The 21,939-nt window shown below is 50.9% G+C and carries 16 protein-coding genes and 1 pseudogene; 10 read left to right on the top strand and 7 right to left on the bottom strand.

Annotated features, from left to right (window positions below; genetic code table 11):
* The first annotated feature begins 92 nt into the window (after nt 1–92).
* The gene (locus tag BLP79_RS08340) at nt 93–860 is read left to right on the top strand and encodes a helix-turn-helix transcriptional regulator (protein ID WP_090218044.1); all 768 of its coding nucleotides are present in this window, start codon (nt 93–95) and stop codon (nt 858–860) included.
* A 339-nt stretch (nt 861–1,199) separates the two neighbouring features.
* Here the strand turns inward: BLP79_RS08340 and BLP79_RS08335 are convergent, their stop codons facing one another.
* Together BLP79_RS08335 and BLP79_RS08330 are read right to left on the bottom strand one after the other, a co-directional pair.
* The gene (locus BLP79_RS08335; RefSeq protein WP_090218042.1) at nt 1,200–2,093 is read right to left on the bottom strand and encodes an SDR family oxidoreductase; all 894 of its coding nucleotides are present in this window, start codon (nt 2,091–2,093) and stop codon (nt 1,200–1,202) included.
* Between the two features lie 22 nt (nt 2,094–2,115).
* On the bottom strand, nt 2,116–2,760 hold the full coding sequence (locus BLP79_RS08330; RefSeq protein ID WP_090218041.1) for a DsbA family protein: 645 nt from the start codon (nt 2,758–2,760) through the stop codon (nt 2,116–2,118).
* A 222-nt stretch (nt 2,761–2,982) separates the two neighbouring features.
* On the opposite strand from BLP79_RS08330, the gene BLP79_RS08325 reads away from it, so the two are divergent.
* Nucleotides 2,983–3,876 carry a LysR family transcriptional regulator gene (locus BLP79_RS08325; protein WP_090218039.1) on the top strand — a complete coding sequence of 298 codons (894 nt, stop codon included), beginning with the start codon at nt 2,983–2,985 and terminating at the stop codon, nt 3,874–3,876.
* A gap of 12 nt (nt 3,877–3,888) precedes the next feature.
* On the opposite strand, the gene BLP79_RS08320 is transcribed toward BLP79_RS08325, so the two are convergent.
* From BLP79_RS08320 to BLP79_RS08310, 3 genes are all read right to left on the bottom strand, one after another.
* Nucleotides 3,889–4,260 (bottom strand): hypothetical protein, encoded by a 372-nt coding sequence (locus BLP79_RS08320; protein WP_090218037.1) that lies wholly within the window; start codon nt 4,258–4,260, stop codon nt 3,889–3,891.
* A 92-nt stretch (nt 4,261–4,352) separates the two neighbouring features.
* Nucleotides 4,353–4,904: a thioredoxin family protein gene (locus BLP79_RS08315; protein ID WP_090218036.1), complete on the bottom strand. Its 552-nt coding sequence runs from the start codon at nt 4,902–4,904 to the stop codon at nt 4,353–4,355.
* A 272-nt stretch (nt 4,905–5,176) separates the two neighbouring features.
* Complete coding sequence (locus tag BLP79_RS08310; protein WP_232716418.1) at nt 5,177–6,055, bottom strand: LysR family transcriptional regulator; 879 nt, start codon at nt 6,053–6,055, stop codon at nt 5,177–5,179.
* Between the two features lie 127 nt (nt 6,056–6,182).
* Between BLP79_RS08310 and BLP79_RS08305 the strand changes: the two genes are divergently transcribed.
* From BLP79_RS08305 to BLP79_RS20245, 8 genes and pseudogenes are all read left to right on the top strand, one after another.
* The gene (locus BLP79_RS08305) at nt 6,183–7,634 is read left to right on the top strand and encodes an aldehyde dehydrogenase family protein (protein ID WP_090218033.1); all 1,452 of its coding nucleotides are present in this window, start codon (nt 6,183–6,185) and stop codon (nt 7,632–7,634) included.
* Complete coding sequence (locus tag BLP79_RS08300; protein ID WP_090218031.1) at nt 7,634–8,608, top strand: membrane dipeptidase; 975 nt, start codon at nt 7,634–7,636, stop codon at nt 8,606–8,608. Before BLP79_RS08305 ends, BLP79_RS08300 begins: the two co-directional genes overlap by 1 nt.
* Before the next feature lie 57 nt (nt 8,609–8,665).
* Entirely contained in the window at nt 8,666–10,201 is a 1,536-nt protein-coding gene (locus BLP79_RS08295) for a BCCT family transporter (RefSeq protein ID WP_090218029.1), read from the top strand.
* Between the two features lie 52 nt (nt 10,202–10,253).
* Entirely contained in the window at nt 10,254–11,960 is a 1,707-nt protein-coding gene (locus tag BLP79_RS08290; RefSeq protein WP_090218026.1) for a hypothetical protein, read from the top strand.
* Between the two features lie 3 nt (nt 11,961–11,963).
* Nucleotides 11,964–12,611, top strand: coding sequence for a DUF3726 domain-containing protein (locus BLP79_RS08285; RefSeq protein ID WP_090218025.1), 648 nt, complete (start codon nt 11,964–11,966; stop codon nt 12,609–12,611).
* Between the two features lie 27 nt (nt 12,612–12,638).
* The gene (locus tag BLP79_RS08280; RefSeq protein WP_090218023.1) at nt 12,639–13,646 is read left to right on the top strand and encodes an Ldh family oxidoreductase; all 1,008 of its coding nucleotides are present in this window, start codon (nt 12,639–12,641) and stop codon (nt 13,644–13,646) included.
* A gap of 459 nt (nt 13,647–14,105) precedes the next feature.
* Complete coding sequence (katG, locus tag BLP79_RS08275) at nt 14,106–16,331, top strand: catalase/peroxidase HPI (protein ID WP_090218021.1); 2,226 nt, start codon at nt 14,106–14,108, stop codon at nt 16,329–16,331.
* 445 nt (nt 16,332–16,776) lie between these two features.
* A pseudogene (locus BLP79_RS20245) lies at nt 16,777–17,100 on the top strand (GrpB family protein); the annotation flags it as partial.
* A 305-nt stretch (nt 17,101–17,405) separates the two neighbouring features.
* On the opposite strand, the gene BLP79_RS08265 reads toward BLP79_RS20245, so the two are convergent.
* Together BLP79_RS08265 and icmH are read right to left on the bottom strand one after the other, a co-directional pair.
* A complete protein-coding gene (locus tag BLP79_RS08265; protein ID WP_090218018.1) occupies nt 17,406–21,068 on the bottom strand; it encodes an ImcF-related family protein in 3,663 nt (1,220 codons plus the stop codon).
* The gene (gene icmH, locus BLP79_RS08260) at nt 21,065–21,934 is read right to left on the bottom strand and encodes a type IVB secretion system protein IcmH/DotU (RefSeq protein ID WP_232716416.1); all 870 of its coding nucleotides are present in this window, start codon (nt 21,932–21,934) and stop codon (nt 21,065–21,067) included. Before icmH ends, BLP79_RS08265 begins: the two co-directional genes overlap by 4 nt.
* Nucleotides 21,935–21,939: the final 5 nt, after the last annotated feature.

Below are 21,939 nucleotides of genomic sequence, written 5' to 3'. Positions count from 1 at the left end.
CTGGGTTTTGAAAGCGAAAGTTACAAATAAAACCACAGACCCTCTTGCTGGGTGGCGCAGGCTGCTCCTACAATCGTGCAAGGAAGGGTGTTATGGAACGTCAGATCAGAGATATGTCAGGTGCAGATATCCAATTGTTTGCCGAGTTGATCCATGGTTTTTCAACATCCCATGGATCACATGACCCGCGCGAGCAGGCCGCCGAAGGGATTTTGAAATTGCTGGGCGGCGATACTTTGGCCTCTTATGTCTGGGACGATCAGGCGAACCAGTATGCAAACCCTGTATCTGTAAACCGTGACGATGCTGCAGTTCAAAAATACCTGACTGCGTTTCAATACGACGACCCGCTAACCGCGCGTATGCGGGCCTTTCGTGGTGCGACATTGGTTGAACAGGTGTTTCCCATTGCCGACCTGGCAAAAACGGATTTCTATCATCAATACTTGCGCGGGGATGGCATGTACCACGGTATGAACATCTTCCATGATGCCGGAAATGGCAAAGTGGTTGATCTTCGAATATGGCGTCAAAAAAGCAGGCAACCATTTGAGCGGCGTGAAATTGATTTATTGGACACGCTTATGGCTTACCTTGGCCCGGCCTTTGCCTATCATAATGAGACATCAGGGCAAGTTTCTGCAGAGTTGGACAGCCTTGCACTGCTTTCTCCACGAGAGCGAGAGATTGCACAATTTGTCGCTCGTGGCTGCACCGATCGCGATATTTCAGAGATGCTGGGTATCAGCTTTTCAACTGTACGGACACATGTAAACCGCTGTTTTGATAAGCTAGGGTGCGCCAATCGCGCAGAATTAAGCGCACGCTTCTGTGCATCTTTAAGCAAGCAGTTAACGTGACAACACCCAATGCGGCTCTTAAAGCTTGCCTCAAACCCAACACAAAAGGGTGAGCCCCTACCCTGCCCGCCTTCATCAAACTGCTCCAGACCCACCAAACAGTTTTACTAGCGCTCATTTATAACCACCCATTCCATGTCCGCACCCCCTCAATAATTTTGAGATCGGAACGACATTTCTGAATGGCCGACGGGTGACATCTTAGCATCCCGGCTACAACAGATTTACCGAATATATGTGTTAATTATTTCCTACAGACATAGTTTGAAATGTCTTCTAACTTGGTGGCCACTGGGTGTTGCAGGTGTCGAAAACACCCAGTGACGATGTGTGTAGAGGTTAAGCCCAGCTTTTGATGTGATCTGCTACAGCTGTCAGCTTTACGTTGAACGTGGTTTCAAGGGCATCTGTATCAACCGCCATGTCTTCGCCGTTCAGTTTGGCAATTGCACCATAAAGATCGCCAAGCGCAAAGGCCGCTCCTGGACTTCCAATAGCATCCCCAACCCGAGTGCCAAATTCATCGGGGGTCATGGGGTCAAAGGTAACATCGCGTCCAACCCATACCTGAATCAGTTCAGCAAGATCGGCACCAGTGAGCGCTTGTGGTGAGCCGATTTCAAAGGCGTTGCCTGCAAGATCCGGTCGAGACAGTGCGGCCACAGCCAGCGTTGCCTGATCTTTATGTGAGGTCCATTGCATCTTTAACCCATGCGGGATTGGGGGATAGTCCAGTCTGCCTTTAGAGCGCAGATCTGGAAGGAAAATTTCTGGTTGCAGGTTTTCGAGGTAGACGGCGGATTGAAGGACAATCGAAGGAACGCCAGAGCCTAACACGGCGTTCATGCCTTGCGTTGTGGCATCAACAATTACAGATGAAGGGAAACGATCGCCAGAGGGACCGCCAGTGACGTACACAAGAAGCGGCAGATTGACCTTATGTGCAGCGGAAAAGAACGCAGCCGCCCAGTTTTGGCTATCGTCGGGGCCACTTGGCATCGGGAAATGCAGGAAGGCGGCATCAACACCCTCTAGAGCTTTGGCCACTGCGTCTTCATCTGAAAGATCGGCGGCGACCGCAATTGCATCGGGATGATGGGAGGCGATTTTTGCGGCGTCCCGCGCGATGGCACGGACCGTGTGCCCTTTTGCCAAGGCTTCCTTCACAACCGGTGATCCTTGGGCGCCAGTTGCACCGAAAATAGCGAAGGTTTTAGAGGTTGCAGACGTCATGTCGTGCTCCTTTTATGTGGGATTAAATAGATGTGAATTCGGCAGGATTTGCGGGTACAGTTTCGGGGCGACCGTAGAAGGTTTGGTGATCGACTTGTGTTACGTGATCCCCGCTGACTTTCAGCACGGTGGGCACACCGCGGGATCCGACGGCAGCCATCAAAACTTTTGCGCGCTCTGCATATGCAGTGGCTTTTGCTTCTAGTTCGGGTGTGCCAATACGTTCCGCCTGATCCGGCGCGACCCCTTCGGCGATGAGCGCATCAACGATAGCCTGCCGATCAGTTGAGGACATACCTTCGCCAAAATGAAGCGTTTCAAGACGATGGCGCAGTGCAAATTCTTTTTCTGGACCTTGATCATGAACAAGAGCCGCGGCCTGTGCGGAAAGTCCTGAGGCCAGCACTTCAGTTTCTGATCGCGCGATATTGTCTTTGAAGGCCTCGGAAAAAATTTGCCCGGTCAGCCCTTCAACATGTGGGATAAGCTTTAGGATCTGAGCGCCTTTTCCCTCGCTCATTTTGGGAGCGTATGGGCCGTCAAACAAGTGCCGGTGCAGGACCTCAACTTTGGCATCTGTGTCGACAATTGCGTCAAAGACAGGAGCGGCACCATAGCACCAGCCGCAAAAGGTATCATAAATGACGATAAGTTTCTCTTCAGACATTGGGATCTCCTAAAGGCTTTCTATTCGCTTGCGAACAAAGGTAGAGCGTCACACAAGTCAGTAAAAGAGAGATTATCCAGACTGTATGTCAGCTTTAAACTGACGAAATTTTCCCATATCCCAAACAAAAAGCGATGCGTCACTTTCAAAAAAAAGCAAATCTAGCTGTCAGCTGAAACCAAACAGATTTGCACTATTATCAATTTAAACTATACTTAAAGAATGAGCAGACGCCCCAACTTCAATCGCCTCGCCCACTTCATTGCTACGGTCGAAGCAGGCACCATTACAGGTGCTGCGCAAGTGCTTGGCATCAGTAAAGCGGTTGTCAGCAAGCAACTTCAACTTCTTGAAGAAGATGTTGGCACGCCACTTCTGCTGCGCAACACGCGGCATTTGCAGCCAACAGAAGCGGGGCGCATCTTTTATGAGGACGCCAAGTCTGCGCAGACACAAGCCAACAATGCTTATGAACGCATTCTAGACCGTGACAAGACACCCAAGGGAAAGTTAAGAGTGACCGCCCCTGTCGATTTTGGTGTTTCATATGTAGCGCCATTTGTGGCGCAATTTCAGGAAGCCTACCCAGACGTCGGCGTCGATCTCCATCTGACAGATGGGGTCATTGACATCATTGAAGACCGATATGATCTGGCTTTCCGAATAGGCTGGTTGTCAGACTCCAGCAACCTTGCCCGCAAACTTATGGATTTTAATGTGATCGTGGTCTGTTCACCGCAGACAGCGAAACGTCTCAATGTAAAAGAGCCGCGTGATTTGGCCTCGGTTCCATTTGTGCGCAGTGATGCGTTTCCTGAAAAGATGGAATGGGTGCTTGAGAAAGGCAAACAACGCGAGGTGCTGACCACGCAAGTTGTATCGACGATGAACATGACTTTAGCTATGCGTGCCTATGTGGCTGAGGGGTTTTGCTACACAGTTCTGCCAGATTTCTTAATGCAAGATGATGTGAAACAAGGGCGATTGACCCGGCTATTAAGCGAGTGGTCGTTGCGCTCTGGTGGGGTTTATACGGTGACACCGCCCAGCCATGTGCGGTCAAATGCCCTTGAGCGGTTTTTGGATTTGGCACATCAGAAGATCAAACCGCGGTGAGATTGAAGGCCCTTAAGTGGATGCGGCACAGCACAAACGGTATATTGCGCTGACAAATGATGTGCATTCAACTCCGTAGGGAACACAAACAGAGGCGTGCCCGTTTGGAACGGGGACAACAAGCTGCTGGAAGTTACCATACCCGACAACCAAGAACTTCAAACCGCCACAATCAATATTTCCACGCGCAGCCGCGAGGGTGAGCAGCGTTGGGTTGACCAATATTTCTTCGTAGTGGTCACTTTCTGAAGCAGATGCATCACTTAGACCGTCCCGCTGTTTCATCGAAAGATTGCCATCAAGTCGCACCGCGACATACCGTATGTCTGAAGACAACTCAAGAATTGCATCAACAGTGTCCGTGGTCTGAATATCCGATGTCATCAGGTTTTCCCCTACTAAGATGATCAACCCTAATCTTGAATGGATCCAGCTCTATCTTACGAGCGGCATGGATCAATCTTAGAGCGGGCTTTCTACGAACCACTCCATTTGATTGAGCACCCTATGCTGGGCGTTTGGCCTTCTGGGCCCTTTCCAGTTTCAGCAATCATACGCGCGGCATTCACCAGCTCTGGGACACGGTTCTTGGGAGTGCCTCGTGCCGCGTCGTCCAGACGGCCACGGTATTGCAACGCGCCCTCTTTGTTCAAACCAAAGAAATCCGGGGTGCAAACGGCGCCATAGGCTTTTCCAACAGCCTGATTTTGGTCAATAAGATACAAAAATGGAAAATTAAATTTCTTGGCAAACAGCTTCATATTTTCAGGATTGTCCTGAGGGACATACCGGTAGTCGTTTGACATAATGGCAACGACATTAATGCCTTCGGCCATAAGGGTCCTGGCATCCTGCGCTAAACGATCCCCAATGGTTTGAACGTATGGACAGTGATTGCAGATGAAAGCAATCATCAGGCCTTTCGCTCCCAGATTGTCTAACATTGTAAAGGATGTGCCATAGGGGTCGCGCAGGGTGAAATCGGGGGCTTTCCAACCAAAATCGCAGGTGGGGGTATCAAGTAGCATGGATATTCCTTGAATATTTGATGATGCTTGCCACGTTCGGAGATATGGTCATCCGCTCTTTGGAAAACAACTCTTACTTTGTCTGGCATTCATAAGTTATGACTTCGACTGCGCAAAACCTGCAAAGTGCGGCTCGGCATGGATCATCGGTTGTGTCAGTTCAACAGGTTGAAGAGTGCCCATAGGGTTGCGACGTGATACGACAAAACTGCCTAGGTTAAATAGGTCATTCTGGCCCCATGAAAGTAAAAACTCTACTGTCGTGATATCGGTCAGAATTGGTTCTCTGTCTGCATTTCGGAAATTGTTTCAAAAATTTGTTTCTCCAGTTCTCTTGCCGCAGGAGAGGCCGGCGAATCTGCATTCCGCAACATATGAATTCGGCGCGGTGGGGGAGAATCAGGCAGTGTTAAAAATGCAAAATCATTGTTTTCGACCGTCTTGAGAGTCATCTCCGGAAGAATTGTTACACCAAGATCAGCGCGCACCATCGCCAATAAAGATGTGATGTTATGGACGCTTAAAAGAGCCTCCGCGTGCAACCGCTGAAAGGCTGGGTCTGTCACCAAACGAGATAGGTTGTTAGCTATGAACTTGTATTGCGCGATCATATCCCATGTTAGATTTGGCTCTTCTTTTATCAGCGGATGATTGGCTGCGCAGATCAATCCAAACCTATCTGAAAGCAGCTCTTCGCAATGGAGTGCTCCACTGCTTAGATCAGCGGATGCAATTCCGATATCCAGTCTGCTACGCGAAAGTTCGTGCAAGATCGTCGTAGAGTCCATGTCTCGCAATTCGATCTCTACACCTGGGAAATTATTGATAAACTTAGTGATTGCGCGGGGTAAAACAGTGGCAGCAACAGATGGAACAGCGGCTACGCGTACACGCCCATGGCGGGCATTTGCAAAGCTTTCGATAGCGTGAATCGTTTGGTCAAATTGGTAAAGCTCTCTTTCGGCCTGTTCCAAGACAAAACTGCCCAAAGCCGTCAGTCGGTTCTTGCGATCGGTTTTGAAAAGAGGCTCTCCAAGGTGTTCTTCGAGTTGCTTTAACATCATAGAAACAGCCGATGGCGTCCGGTTCAGCTGATGTGCAGCTTCTGAAAGCTTGCCTGTCCGTGCGACAGCGGCAAAACAACGAAGCATTTCAATTTTGAGCGCCATAATTCAGAATTCCTGAAATTAAATTCATTTATTTAAGTTTGACTGAATTTTTATCGAGTGTCCATATAGTCTCGCACTTGCACGCACAACACAGCGGAGACGACCCCAGATGACCGAAACCAAATTGAACCTTATCGCAGGCTCCTGGACAGTAGGTGTTGATGAGATTGAGAACAGAAATCCATCCGACCTTTCCGATTTGGTAGGAATGTTTGCACAGGCGTCATCTGATCAGCTGGACGCGACACTTGACCAAGCCAAAATTGCGCAAGCTGAATGGGCGGCTTATGGGATCGAGCGCAAGTACAATGTTTTGATGGCGATCGGCAACGAAATGATGGCGCGTGCTGAAGAGCTTGGCACACTACTATCTCGCGAAGAAGGTAAGCCTCTGGCAGAAGGAAAAGGTGAAGTTTATCGCGCTGGTCAGTTTTTCACCTACTATGCCGCTGAAACGCTGCGTCAAATTGGTGAGAATGCTGACTCGGTGCGCGAGGGGATCGAAATCGATGTGCGCCGAGAAGCAGTAGGTACGGTTGCAATTATCAGCCCTTGGAACTTCCCGACAGCCACAGCGTCTTGGAAAATAGCGCCAGCGCTTTGCTACGGAAACGCCGTTGTCTGGAAACCTGCAAACGCGACTCCTGCGTCTGCCGTGGCCCTCACTGAAATTATCGAACGCCAAGACATTCCAAAAGGGTTGTTCAGCTTGGTTATGGGCGCAGGCCGTGAAATTGGACAACGCCTTGTCGAAAGCTCCAAAGTGGATGCGATTTCGTTCACTGGCTCGGTTCCTGTGGGTAAAGGGATTGCAAGCGCAGCCATCCAAAATTTAACAAAAGTTCAGATGGAAATGGGGTCCAAGAACGCCCTGGCTGTTATGGATGACGCGGACATTGATCTGGCCGTTAGCTTGGCACTGGGTGGCGCCTTCGGCGGCACCGGTCAAAAGTGTACAGCTTCCTCTCGATTGGTTGTACATTCGGCCGTTCACGATGAATTTGTTTCCAAACTGGTTGCTGGCGCAAAGGCGATGAAAGTGGGCCATGCTTTGGAAGCTGGAACACAAATCGGTCCTGTCGTGACTGAGCAGCAGCTGAATGAAAACCTTGCCTATGTTGATCTTGGGAAATCTGAGGGTGCAGAGCTGCTCTGTGGTGGCCAACGTCTAGAGATGCCGCATCAGGGTTATTACATGAACCCAGGCATTTTTATTGGCACAACCAATGACATGCGTATCAACCGTGAAGAAATGTTTGCGCCGCTGGCAGCCGTGATCAAAGTTAGCGGCTACGACGAGGCTCTATCTGTTGTGAACGATACGAATTTTGGTTTGACCTCTGGTATCGTGACCAAATCCTTGGCGCGTGCAAATCACTTCCGCCGTAATGCACAAACAGGCTGTGTCATGGTCAACTTGCCCACCGCAGGCACCGATTACCATGTGCCATTCGGAGGGCGTGGCGATAGCTCTTACGGTCCACGTGAGCAGGGCAAGGCAGCGGCTGAATTTTATACAACCGTGAAAACCGCCTATATCTCTAGCGGTTCGCCTTTCTAATGCGGATTGATAACCTTCAATACGCCAATTGGTCAGAGAAAATCTTTCGACAACTGCGCGAAGGCGGCGTGGATGCAATCCACGTCACTATCGCCTACCATGAAAATTTTCGTGAAACGGTTTTGAACTTTGAAAAGTGGAACCGTTGGTTTGAACAATACCCTGACCTGATCATGAAGGGGCAGTGGGCGGCAGACATCGATGCCGCCCGCAAAACAGGCCGCACGGCGATCTTCTTTGGTTTTCAAAATCCAAGCCCGATCGAAGATGACATTGGTCTGGTGGAAATTGTGCATACCCTTGGTGCACGATTTATGCAGCTGACTTACAACAATCAGTCCTTGTTGGCGACAGGCTGTTATGAGGCCGAAGACATCGGCATCACCCGTATGGGCAAGCACGTCATCAAAGAGATGAACCGTGTGGGCCTAGTTGTAGATATGAGCCATTCAGCAGATCGGTCTACGATTGAGGCGGCGGAGATTTCTGAACGCCCAATTGCTATAACACATGCCAACCCGTACTCTTGGGCTCCGGCGCTGCGTAACAAGAAAGACGATGTGATCCGCGCCGTGACTGATAATGGCGGCATGCTTGGTTTTTCAGTCTATCCGCATCATCTGAAAGACAAATCGGACTGCACGCTGGAAAGCTTCTGTGAAATGATCGCCCGTACGGCGGACAAGTTCGGTACATGTAATTTAGGGATTGGGACAGATCTTTGTCAGGATCAGCCCGATACCATCGTAGAATGGATGCGTGTCGGACGCTGGACGAAAGAAATTGACTATGGCGAAGGCTCTGCCAGTGCCCCGGGCTTCCCAGAAATGCCCAACTGGTTCCGCGACAATCGTGACTTTGGAAACATAGAAAACGGTCTGAAAGCTGTTGGCTTCTCGGAAGAAGAAGTTGCCGGAATCATGGGGCGCAATTGGTACAACTTTTACGCCGAAAACTTCACGCCTGCCTCGTGAGCTACGCAAGATAGCACCAAATTTCTCGGGGCCGTTTCCGTTATCAGGGAGATAACCATGACAGACCAAACTCTCACGCAAGAGAGACGGGTTCAAAAGCCGCTCTTTTATATTTCGGGGGGATTTATTGCCCTCTTCGGCATTCTAGCTTTGGTCAGCATTGATACGCTGAATGCTATTGTCGATTGGGGTTTTAAAGTCTCTGCAACATACTTCGGCCTTTATTGGCAGGTGCTTCTCCTTGGAACCTTTCTTATCGGTATTGTGCTCTGTGTGCTGCCAGGTGGCAAAGCCATTATGGGAGGGTTAAGCGTACCAGAATTCACCACCTTCCAGTGGGGTGCGATGATCATGTGTACGCTTTTGGCTGGTGGGGGTGTTTTCTGGGCCGCAGGTGAGCCAATCGCTCATTTCCTGTACTCTCCACCGCTTTATGGCGCGGAAGGTGCAACCGAAGCAGCTGTAAATGGCGCGATTGCGCAAAGTTTCATGCATTGGGGTTTCTTGGCCTGGGCTATTCTTGGTTCACTAACGACGGTCATGCTGATGCATTATCATTACGAAAAGGGCTTGCCATTGGCCCCGCGCACTTTGCTTTATCCAGTCTTTGGTGACAAGGCGATCAACGGACCAATTGGCTTGATCGCAGATGCGTCTTCCATCATTGCCGTTGTTGCGGGCACGGTCGGTCCCATTGGTTTTCTGGGTTTGCAGGTTAGTTATGGTCTGTCTGAACTCTTTGGCATCCCCGACGTATTCTTCACTCAGGCGCTGGTGATCCTGGGCCTTGTTGCGATTTATACAATTTCTGCGATGACGGGCCTGTCCCGCGGTATTCAGGTTTTGTCCCGTATCAACGTTATCCTCGCGGCTGTGCTACTGGTGTTCGTTTTGCTGGCAGGTCCAACGGGCTTTATCTTTGGTTCTTTCTTTTCGGGTTTTGCCACATATATCGGAAATTTTTTCCAGATGGCGCTCTATCGTGGCGAAGCCGGTGTGTTCGGCGATCCAGGTTGGCTGGGTTGGTGGACAGTGTTCTTTTGGGGCTGGTTCATGGGATACGGTCCGTTGATGGCGATGTTTATCGCGCGGATTTCGCGTGGACGTTCCATCCGAGCTATCATCATTATGCTGTCCATCGTGGCGCCAATCGTGACGAACTTCTGGTTCACAATTATTGGCGGCACTGGCATTGCGATGGAATTGGCGGAACCAGGCACAATTTCTACTGCGTTTGAAGGCTTTAACCTGCCAGCCGCGCTTTTGGCGATCACTGGAAATCTGCCAATGGGCTTCCTCGTATCCATCCTGTTCCTCATCTTGACCACAATCTTTGTGGCTACAACCGGGGACTCCATGAGCTACGTTATTGCTGCGACCATGTCCAACGGTGACAACCCACCGGCTGGCTTACGCGTCTTTTGGGGTATCGCGATGGGTTTGATGGCGATCATCCTAATCTCTATCGGTTCTGGCGGCGTATCCAAACTACAAAGCTTTATCGTGGTGACAGCGGTTCCAGTGTCGCTGATCTTATTGCCCTCCTTGTGGGATGCTTTGCGCATCACACTGCAAAAAGGCAGCAAACAATAATCCTAATAGCCGGGCAATTTTTGCCCGGTTGCCCATTTCCGAGGAAGACAGGATGACCCTAGCAGACATGCAAACCACAAAGGTTCCATTACGTGATCCTGCACAGGTTATGCGCCTTGCACGTCTTGGATCTCTGCATCAATCGCGTCTGTCATTTATGCGTATTCTGGTTCGCCGAATGGCACGCGAAGGCTGGACTTTTGATCGTCCTGTATTTGACATTAATGACAGCGGCGTTGGTCAAGCAGTTTTATCAGCGCATGGTCCAGAACGCACGTATTCTCTTGTTGCTTTTGCACATGACCTGCCCGCCGAAAAACGTTCTGACCGCGTGATCGCGGAAGCATGGGATTGCACGTTCACATTATTCGACGGAGTTCCCACATCCGAGGATATCGAGCGTCTTTCAAAAAACGTTCCGCTACAGGAAGCAGGTCGCGTCACTGGCGCTGAACTGTCGGTATCCCGCGCCAATCGCTCTGTTCGCTTATGGGAGCACGTGGTGTCGTCGCTTGCCGATGGTCAACAACCGGATCAGGATAAGATCGACGCTGTTGGCTATCTTATGCGGACAACTGCGGTATATGGCTCTGGTAAACTGGGGGCGGCTGATCGCGAAATGATTGCTGATCGCCCCGAGTTCGCAACTCCGTTTCAGGTTGAGATGCTCTCGGTGTTTCTGACACGCGCTTTTGTGCGTGATCTTGTTCAACATATGGCCAACACCCGTGCAGCATCTATGGGGAAAACTGCCGCTACGCTTGATCCGGGGGTTGCCCGAACCATGGGAATTGGTAATTCAACCGGTCTCGGTATGGCACCGTTTTTGCTGAATCATCCTGTGCTGTTCAGCAACTGGATTACCGCTCGCGAAACAGCAATCGCGCGTGTGCGTAGCGTTGAAACAGCTACCGCGCGGGAGGTTGCCACCTTCAAAGAGCTATTTGCGCGCAGTGTGCAATCGGTCGAAACTTGGCATTCGGAACATCCCATTCAGCTTGAGAAACTTGCACGCTTGCGTGCCGATTTGAAAAAGCTTTCGTCCCATTTGCCGTCTGTTGATTTAACCTTAGACACCCCATGGGACCCTGTTTTTCTTTGGGCACAAGACAACCTTGGCCTTGATGCACAAGAATGGCTCGCCTCCCTTCTTCTTGAACCATACGGCCATTTAGTCGACGATCTTGCGGATAATATGGCTGCGGATAATACGCCAACTTTCCGCATCGCCGGTGCCATGACACTTGGCGGACTGCGCGACATCTTAAAAGACGCTTATGGCTGGGCTTTGGATACGGACTGGCAAGAACCGGATAACAAAGCACGTGCATGGTATGTGTCCGAAGAAAAATTGGAGCCGCGCCTTGGCGAACGTTTTGAAGAGCCAATTGAAGACTATGAGCAACCGCTTGCTCCGGGGTTAGATGCGGCAATTTTAAATCAGGCTATGGCGCATTGGCCCATGAACACCTCTGTCGCCGAATTCCTGCTACGCCACCCAGAGCACAGGCATATTATTCGTCGCGCTCAGATCGTGGGGCGTGCACCCTTTGCGGAAATTAGGGACAACACCATCTCCAAAGACGTACTCCCAATTGATATGCTTCGGTGCAAGTTGGCTTTCTTCGGTGCCATACATTTTGATCCTCGTTCCGATCGTTGGGTCCGGATCTGTATGTACGCAAACGCGCCATTTCCAGATGAAATACAATCCCGTGATGCGGACTTTTGGATCTACCCCGAAGGCAGCGAGGTTTAACTCATGAGCCATTCTCTGAATGAAATTGAGGCGATGAGCAAGCGGGCCGCACGCGGTGCGGGCCTATCTTGGGGGCTGGCGGAAGAGGCCGCAAAAGGTACGCGGTGGCTCGCCGGGTATGGCTATCCGGGGCCTGATCTATTGGCGGACCTGCTTGAGCTAAATGATCGCCTGCCTGCGATTGATTTTTCACCCACCAGCTTAAACGGCCTCTGGCAGGCACCTGCCGGTCGCATGAGCCCATTGATTTCTGGTGCCACTATGTCTGACTGCGCGATACGAATGCAGGAAGGGCAGACAATCACAATAGAGCACGTGACCCAGCCTCTGTTGATTGTACCTTTTGCCTCAGGTGCCGCGCTGCGTTTGGGTAAAGCTGTTGCCTTGGAGTGGGACCAGGTACGCCTAACCACCGATGGCAAACAGCTTTGTGTGCAGGGTGACAAAGAAGGTGTCTTGGCCGCGCAGACATCCATAGTAAGGTGCTCTGCTCCAGCGCAGATGATGACGCCGACGAAACCAGTGATGCGAGCCCATGTCAGCGCCCGTTGCTGGGAACGACTTGGCGCATTTGCGCAGCGCACATACGCCCCCGCAACCGATGCCTCTCGGTTGCGGGGGGCTGGAGCCGGCTTGAACGACAATGACTAATCAAAGCAAAATGAAACGGGACTGTACATGACTGCAACCGAAACCCTAACTTTGGCTGAAATAGAACAGCTGTCATATGACGCGCTTATCGCCGCCGGCACGTCACCCGAAAATGCAGCCCCCTTGGCGAAAGCCACCGCAATGACCGAAGCGGACGGCGTGGCGTCTCATGGCTTGGCATATATTCCTATCTACGCTGAACACGTGCAATGCGGTAAGGTTGACGGTCATGCAAAACCCATTCTGACGCTGCCAAAATCATCGGTGGTTCAGGTTGACGCAGCAACTGGGTTTGCCCATTCCGCAATTGAAGTTGGATTTGAACAGTTGATCCCTGCCGCCAAAGAGCAAGGTGTCGCAGTTTTGGCGATCAAAAACTCTTACAACTGTGGCGTGCTTGGGGTTCACACGCAACGTTTGGCACAGGCAGGTCTGATGGGCATTGGTTTCACAAATGCACCAGCCTCAATTGCACCGACCGGTGGTGCGAAACCGGTTGTGGGGACGAACCCGTTTTCAATTTCAGCTCCTGGACCTAGGGGGCAGGCTGAAGTGCTTATAGACCAATCAGCGTCTACTATCGCCAAAAGTGAAGTGATGAAACACACTCGAGAAGGCAAACCTGTCCCCGAAGGCTGGGTTCTGGACGCAGAAGGCAACCCGACGACAGACCCAACTGCGGGGCTGAAAGGATCTATGGTTCCATCGGGGGGTTATAAAGGTGTTGGTATTGCTTTGATGGTGGAAATGATGGCAGCCGCGATGTCCGGTGCAACACTTGGAAAAGATGCAAGTCCATTCTCAGGTACAAAAGGTGGTCCTCCCAAAACAGGTCAGTTCTTTATTGCTATTGATCCGGTGGCAACATCAGGTGGTGCTTTTGAAGCTCAGCTAGCGACACTGACGAAAGCTGTGCGCGCCCAAAATGGTGTGCGTGTTCCAGGTGATGGACGTGGTACAAAGCGGACGCAAGCGGCAAAAGAAGGGGTGGCTGTGAATGTAGCAACGCTCCAGAAAATTCGCGCATTGCTTTAACCGGCATTAATAAATTCAGTTGCTTGCGCGTCGGCAACTTTCCATCCAGCGGGAGCCCAACAAAGGGACTTTTGCGTTAACTGGATTTTTATTCCTGTAACATGACACGTTCAAAGAGGGCTGATATGGTCGGAAAATTACCAGTCAAGCATTACTAGTTCACATGCGACAAGATCCTGTGCGCATTCCTCCCGTAATTGTGACATCCGCTGTCTTAGGGTCAGGACCCATCGATTTCTGTCCGGTAGCGTGTTTTGCGGTTCAAAGAAATGAGCGGTGGCTATGTCTGATCTTCGCTGGCTAACAGCGTGATGTGGATCAGAAATTGATCCTCACCGGAAAGCGATCACTCTTGACCATAAATTCAAGTAGTTACACAAATGTGTTATCTTTCGTGATTTCAAATTTTAACAATTTTAGGATGTATATTTAATTAGACTTTAAATCTAAGAGGATAATATGCGTCTTTGCCTAAAATGCTTAATTTTAACAACTACAACTGCCTTGATTGGTGTCGCTGCACATGCGACATCGCCCGGTATTTCTCCCGAAAATACTAGAGACATACGCAAGAATGACTTTTGGTGGCCCCAGCAAGTTGACTTGTCTCGCTTGCGCCAGAATGGCTATGATGCGGATCCGATCGGTGATCAATTTGACTATGCGGACGCTTTTTTAAGCTTAGATTTAGAATCTGTAAAAGCAGATATCGAGAATGTATTGACCACATCGCAAGACTGGTGGCCCGCAGATTATGGCAACTACGCTGGTCTGTTTATTCGTATGGCGTGGCATAGTGCTGGAACCTATAGATCGGGCGATGGTCGAGGTGGGGCAAATGGCGGACAAACTAGATTTGAACCGTTGAACAGTTGGCCTGATAACGGCAATCTGGACAAAGCACGTCGGCTTTTATGGCCAGTGAAGCAAAAGTATGGTCACGCAATCTCGTGGTCGGACCTGATTGTGCTCGCCGGGAATGTGGCACTGGAAAATTCTGGTTTTGAAACTTTTGGCTTCGCAGGCGGACGTATCGATGCATGGGAGCCCGAACTTGTTTATTGGGGCCCAGAAACAAAATTCTTAACCTCTGACAAACGGTATTCCGGAGACCGGGAACTGGAGGAACCGCTTGCCGCAGCAGAGCTTGGGTTGATTTACGTTAACCCTCAAGGCCCTGAAGGTAATCCAGATATCTTGGCCTCAGCTAAAGATATTCGTGTCACATTCGGCAGAATGGGCATGAATGATGAAGAAACAGCCGCGTTGATTGTGGGCGGACACACCCTTGGTAAAGCTCATGGGGCTCACAAACCTGAAGAATGTGTTGGAGCAGAACCCGCTGCGGAGGGGGTAGAGGCACAGGGGCTTGGCTGGAAAAACAAATGTGGAGCCGGTCATGGGCCTGACGCGGTCACCAGCGGTTTGGAGGGTGCATGGACTGCAACACCGGTGACTTGGAGCAACAACTTTGTTGATAACCTTTACAACTTTGAGTGGAAGAAGACAAAGAGTCCAGCAGGTGCAATCCAATGGATTCCTACAGATGATGAACTGAAATTTGTGCCTGACGCTTTTGATCCGGACGTACTACACGCGCCGATTATGCTAACAACCGACCTGGCGATGCGATTTGACCCGGAATACGGGAAAGTGACAGCAAAATTCTATGATGATCCTGATTATATGAATGATGCTTTCGCACGTGCGTGGTTCAAGCTGACACATCGCGATATGGGCCCCAAAGCGCGCTACCTTGGATCTGAGGTCCCAGATGAAGATCTGTTGTGGCAAGATCCACTGCCTGCCGCCGAAAGCGAAGGAATTAATTCCAACGATATCGCTGCGCTGAAAGCTGAAATTCGCAATGCGAAGATCCCAGGTTCTGATCTTGTACGGACGGCTTGGGCTTCTGCAGTTACATTTCGCGACACGGATCTGCGCGGAGGTGCAAATGGGGCACGCCTGCGTTTGGCTCCTCAGAAAGACTGGAAGGTCAACGACCCAGCTGTTCTCAGCTCTGTCCTTGAGGAGTTGGAGGCCATTCAGGCGAAGTTCAACACAGGAACGCGAGATGTATCTTTAGCAGATCTGATTGTCTTAGGCGGAGCTGTCGCAATTGAGGATGCTGCAAAAGCGGCCGGTCATGTCATCACTGTTCCATTTCATCCAGGCCGCGTTGATGCAACACAGGAGCAGACAGATACGATTGCATTTGAATTTTTGCGTCCAGCTGCAGATGGTTTCAGAAATTATTACAGCGACCAAGCACGTCTCTCACCTGCTAAGATGTTAATTGATCGGGCTGATATGCTCACCTTAACGGTGCCTGAGATGACAGTTCTGGTTGCAGGCATGCGCGTCCTTGATGCTAACTCTGATAACGCAAAACACGGCGTATTTACGGACCGTCCTGGCACTCTGAGTTCTGATTTCTTTACAAATCTTCTTGACCTGTCTACCGAGTGGACAAAAGAACAAGATGGTTTCTTTACGGGTACAGATCGCACGAGCGGTGCTCAAAAATGGACAGCAACCGAAGTCGATTTGATATTCGGATCCAATGCGGAGCTACGTGCCGTGGCTGAAGTTTATGCGTATAACAGTGGCGAAGATCAGTTTGTCTCAGATTTCGTAGACGCTTGGACTAAGGTGATGATGTTGGATCGCTTTGACCATCGCTAATTGTTATAGAATTACTGGAATAGCCTTCTCAATGAAGGCTGTTTCAATTTAAATCTCTTCGTTGAGGCAATATTTTTCATTGCTCATTGCGGCAGCTTAAAACCTCCCGGTTGAGCAACCTCATTTCTGAAAAGCAGTTGCGATTCAAATTTTGAAGTTTCGATGGTATGTTTTGATAGGGCTCTGTTGCAGCTGCTCGACGATATCACGCCAATCGAAGCAGAGGAACGGTACCAACAACCCTTGGGATCAGACAAAATCGCGACTTGAAAGACGAACGCGACAGTTGCCCGTAAAACCGGGGCGGTTCAGTTAGGTGATACGGTATTCTTCTCAGAACACCCTCGCCTTACAGACGCTTGCCGTCACGCTCTTAAATTGCGAATTTTCGGCTATGGTTGATTAAGTTGTTCCACACAATCCAGAATAGAAAAACGCCTTTGCGAGCGAGGTTTTAGTGATCAGGGACGCGCTTGACATTGAACTGCGTCACACCGGTAGCATTCTTGCGAAGCCAATCATTGACCTGCTTGGAGTTGTATCTGACCCAACGGCTCTGGACGCACGGAGTGATGCTTTCATGGGGATTGGATACGCAGTGATGGAAGCATATGACATTGATAGAAGGCCTTGTTTTCGAAAGGTGAACGGTTTGGGAGCCTACACCCATCACCTACACATCTACGAAACGAAGTCGGCTTATATCAAAAGGTATCTTGCATTTCGAGACTATCTTATCGCCTGTCCGAGCAAGCCGTCTCTACATTAGTATCGATCTTACGCTAGCGTACTATTCCGTCCCTAGTCGGAAGCGCCCCCTCCAACAGGAAGAGAACTCTTTGTCGCCATAAAGATTGGGAATTCGTTGAGAAATCACCTCAAACTCACCTCGCAAACCGGCAGCTTGCGAGATGCGGTTTCAAAACAAGCCAGTTTTATTAACCCAATTGGTACCAAATCATAATGTTCACTCAGCACAGCAATGCTTTGAATTCAAGAACGGTGACAGATCTTACCCCGATCTGTCATTAAATAAACCGCAGGGGAGAATGTTAGTTCGCCCGAAGCAACTACTTAAATCTGACTTGCGCGCCAGTTCTGTAAGGCAAAGCGCGTTTCCGGGCCGATAATTCCGTCAATCGGGCCTTCATAAAACCCTTCTGCCTTCATCCGCTCCTGAATTGAGACACGGATTTCCGGGCTCAGCGACTGACCACGCGCTGAAATCAACATCGCCTCGACTTCGGCGTCGCGGCGCAGCCATGCGTCAAGAATACTGTCTGACGGGCTGGCCTCTTCGGGGTCTTCATCCGGTTCAGTGTCATAGGGAAGCGCGTTCACCTGAAACAGAGACTGCGGAATGTCGAACCCGGAGAAAAAGCCCGGACTAAACGGGTTATAGCGCTGTTGTGCATTGAACTGCAGCGCCGCCGTCCCGCTTTCAAGATCATAAACGCTTTCCGCAAGTCCCAGAGAGGGGTTCAACGCAACCGAACCTTCTTCGGATAGATGGAACCAAGACCAGGGTCCCTGAAACGTTTGGTTCATCACGGCACGGGAGCGGTTGAAAATTCGCAGTGTCAGATCGTTGTCTTGAACGCCGGAGACCGGCCATGTCTGCTCATCCCAGACAATGGGGCCATGGCGAAACTGATGCAGCGTTACACCGGAGGACACCACAAGCCGACTAAAGCCATTAGACATAAATCCCGTGCGCAGACCAAATTCAAGGAACGGCGCGCCATCAACAAAAAGCGTACTGGAAATCCGGCGAAACCGTTCAAAAGCTGTTTTTGCCGATGGTGCCAAATCGGCGTTGCCAGTCAAAAGGAAGGTCGGGCGAGGTACATAAGCCCCACTCTGTGCTTGAAATGGGGTGAGGTACGTCTGCTCAAACATGGGCAGCGCGCCTTCCGCCCCGAATAAATCAGTAAACTCTGTCAGTGGGAAATCGCGATCACTGCCGGAATTGAATGGGAAAGATTGCGTTAGCCCCGCGCCAAAGGTCGCGAGAATCTGCTGCTGCCACTGTGCATCAATAAAATCATAGACATACTGCATCGCCCGTTCGTCAAGCGTGTTAACGATGCTGAGACCAAAGTTACGGATGATCTCCAGCTCGGAGCGGATCACAAAAGCATTCAGCACAGCCAGCGGGTTTTTTGCGTCCCCGTTTTTAAACTGCTCAAACAGATAGGCCCCTGCCCCGTTTGTTGCTGAAGCGGCTTCATCTAGCCACAGGTTGACGTCGCGCGCATAGGCGAGGAAGAGATCAAACTGGCTTTGTTTGTCTGCATCGGCCCGCAATGCGTCCAGATAGGTTCTGAACGCCGTTCTGATATTAAAGGCAGTGGCGGCCTCGGGACTATGGGCGGCCGACGCAAGCTGTGGTTCTGCAGGCGATGCCTCAGCGCCCTCCTCTGCCGTAGCAACAGATTTTGGTAGGTAAATCTTGATGTCGGTATTGGATGCCAGCATCTCAACCAGCTGATCAACCGGATTCTCTGCGGGGCTGGTCAAGGCCTGCATCAGGATCTGCGCATCAGCCCAGTCAGCCGCATCGCGTAGACGCAACGCAGAGACAAAAGCATTCCAGCGGGCAATATAGTCAGCTGTGTAATTCTGCGCCACGCGCCGGATTATTGCATTTTCAACCGCATTGTCTGTTTCTCCGATCACGGCCTCATAGCTTGCAATCATCTCCAACAGCTCTGGCATCTCACCATTGGTAAACAGCTGATCAAATCCGACCCGGGTATAGCCGCGCGGCACCAGGTAGATCTCAGGATCGCCAATAGAATCAAACACCTCAAAGAAACGCGGACCGATCATCTGACGTAGATCTAAACGTTCAGCATAATCTGTGCGTCGCATCAAAGACGCATAAAGCAGATCTGCAGTGTCCAAACCAAGAAGTGTATTTGTCACCACAGCGCGCAAATCCTCATTGCGGGTTGCCGGCGGCTGATTGAGAGAGAAGAGATCGTCCAATGTTGCGCGCAAAGTGTCCTGGAACGCACCAGACACTTCGCCCTCTGCGGCCAGACCACCGGCAAAATAGGAAATCAACTCGGGTTTATATTTCTTCTGGTCCGCAAAGAGTTGCGCCTCGGTTGAGGCCAGCAGGATCAGCTCCACCCCGTCGCCCACACTGTTAAAGGCGAAAATATCCTTTTCGAGAAAGGACACCAGCGAGGTTTGCAGCCCATTGACTAGCTCGTTGTGATAAAGCTCGCGGTAAATACCCTCCATGGACGGGTTCGGCAGCCAGCGGTGATAGAAGCGTTGATCTAATGGTTCATAGGCCATCAGCCCTTCGCGCAGGGGTTGCAGTTTCAACACGCGTTCAACCAAAAAATCAGAATCAGTTGGTACGCCACCGATAGAGGAAAAGTAGGCTTCAAACGTTGCTTCCATCTGGGTATTTACCCGGCTGTAAGCTTTGGAATGTGCCCAGACCGTAAGGCTGAACAGCCCCACTAGCCCGGCCAGAGCAAGCGTCCACAAGCTTGCATTCAGCGATTGTTGAAGGCTGTAACGGCGGTTGGGTGCAACACGGAAGCCTTCTTTATGGTAGGCAGCAGCAGCCAAGCCCGCATTTTCCATCGTAACGCTGTTGAGATGGTCTTCGGCCTGGGTGGCAAGCGTTGGCGCATTGACGAAAAACCGCTGTCCGGTCACCTGACACAGTGGATCCACCGCGGCCATACCATCACGCGCGCCAATAAACACGATACTCTGCAAATTTAGAGTTTTTTGCCGTGGCGGCAGCGCGCGCGTCAGCCCTGTCATGCGGCTGCGCAATTGGGTTTGCAACAAAGCCAGCTGGAACGGCGCATTCAAAAGCGCGGAGCTGAACTCCGGTAAAAGCTGTTTTTGCAAGGCCTGCAACTGCGCTGCATTGAAGCTTTCGATCAACTGCGCAAACAATGTGTCGATGCGGGTCGTTACATCCGCACCTTCGTTGGGCAGAAAGCCCCCAAAAATCACATCTTCGCCCAGATGCCCCGTCAAAAGCGCCGCACGGGCCAGGTCAGGTAGATGATTGAGACCGCTCAAGAGAACGTGAACGGGTACATCAATGCCAAAGTTTTCAACTACAACGTTCAAGATCCGGTTCACCGTCGCAGCATTCGCCGTTTCCACAGATGTGGTCTGCATCAGGCTGGCCAGCTCATATTCGACATAGGCCGCGTTGACCGCGAGGCTTGGGCGCTCCTTAAACAAAAGACGCAATACCGTATTCAGTAGGTCAAAGGACAGATCCGCGCCTGCTTCGATCTCCACCCGGTAGGCGACCGCTGTGGGTGAGGTCCAGGTGGTAAAGGTCAGCCCTTTATCGGACACTGGATTGCCAAACACAACATAGCCCAGCTCTGCCATAACGGTAGCACTGTCTTCCTTCTGCATGGCAAGAAACAGGTACCAGGGGGTATTATTCGGGGACTTGTCAATCGCTTTGGCCCGCTGTCGGGCCTGACGGAACTGTGCCTTAGCGGATTGCGTCAGGACTTTGGCATGTTCGGCCTGTGGATCATGCACCCAGATTTTCTTGCGAAAAACGAGTGTCAACGTGATCGCCAGCAAAGTCACAAAGGCGCTGATCCCAAGCCAGATAAAATGCCCAAGCTGAAAGGCAACACCACTGAGCCAGTGCCAGAGCAGAAAGGAGAACTGCAGCGTCAACACAAGGGACAACACCAACAATCCGATTTTTATCAGGCGCAATCGGTTCATTCTCTTGTTGCCGTTGATAGGATGCCGGTTTCGCTAGAGAAAACGAAATCTACGGCAGTTTCATTCTCTGCGGCAGTCCGTAATCTTTCGAATTTGGAATAGGTGGTTTCGGCCAATTGGTAGCGCCAGCCCCAGACCAGAACAAAGACCATCACAATACAGGTGACAGCAAGGCCAATCTTGCGCGAGGCCCGCATATGGCTGCCGAGTGCTTGGCTGGTTGTGATCGGGCGGCCCATTAGGGTGATGTCACGTTCAACCGGGACCAGATTCATGGCCGTCTCCAGTCGATCAATCAGTCGGTCGCGTTCATGTTCACTGCTTTTGCTGTATTTTCCGCGATAACCAAGCTTCAGAAAAATATAGATGATTTCCAGAAACTCTCGCAGCGCCTTGGGCTGCATCAGCGCACGATCCGCAATGTGATAAAACCTGTCGCCGCCATCACGGAACCCAAAAAGATCCGCGACTAACGTGCGGTTCTCCCAACCGCTTTCGCGTCCCCACTTGCTAACCAGAACAAATTCATCCAGCGCAATAGCAAACAGCAGGCAGAGATTTTCAGCAACGGCCGGTGGGTAATCCAGTTGAGCGACACGATATTTCAGGTCAATGATAGCACGCGATAACTCCAAACGAGTTGGGTTCAAGTCCGCTCCCGGGTTCATTCGCGGTATAGTAGCGCAAACGGCCAACAAATCAGCAGACGCATTGATAAGCGTATTTTGGGAACCCTTATAATGGCTCAGCGTCCGGTCAAGCGTCTGAAGATCACTGCTGGAGACTTCTGCTAGGCGCGCACCTCCCCCTACCGAAACCCCTTTCGGGGTCAGTGTGATGGTAGGAGTATCCGAGCCGCGTTGCATCATGC

The organism is Epibacterium ulvae, assembly GCF_900102795.1.
Taxonomy (GTDB): Bacteria; Pseudomonadota; Alphaproteobacteria; order Rhodobacterales; family Rhodobacteraceae; genus Epibacterium; species Epibacterium ulvae.
Note: the sequence above shows the minus strand (reverse complement) of the source record. Positions and strands in the feature narration are given on the sequence as shown.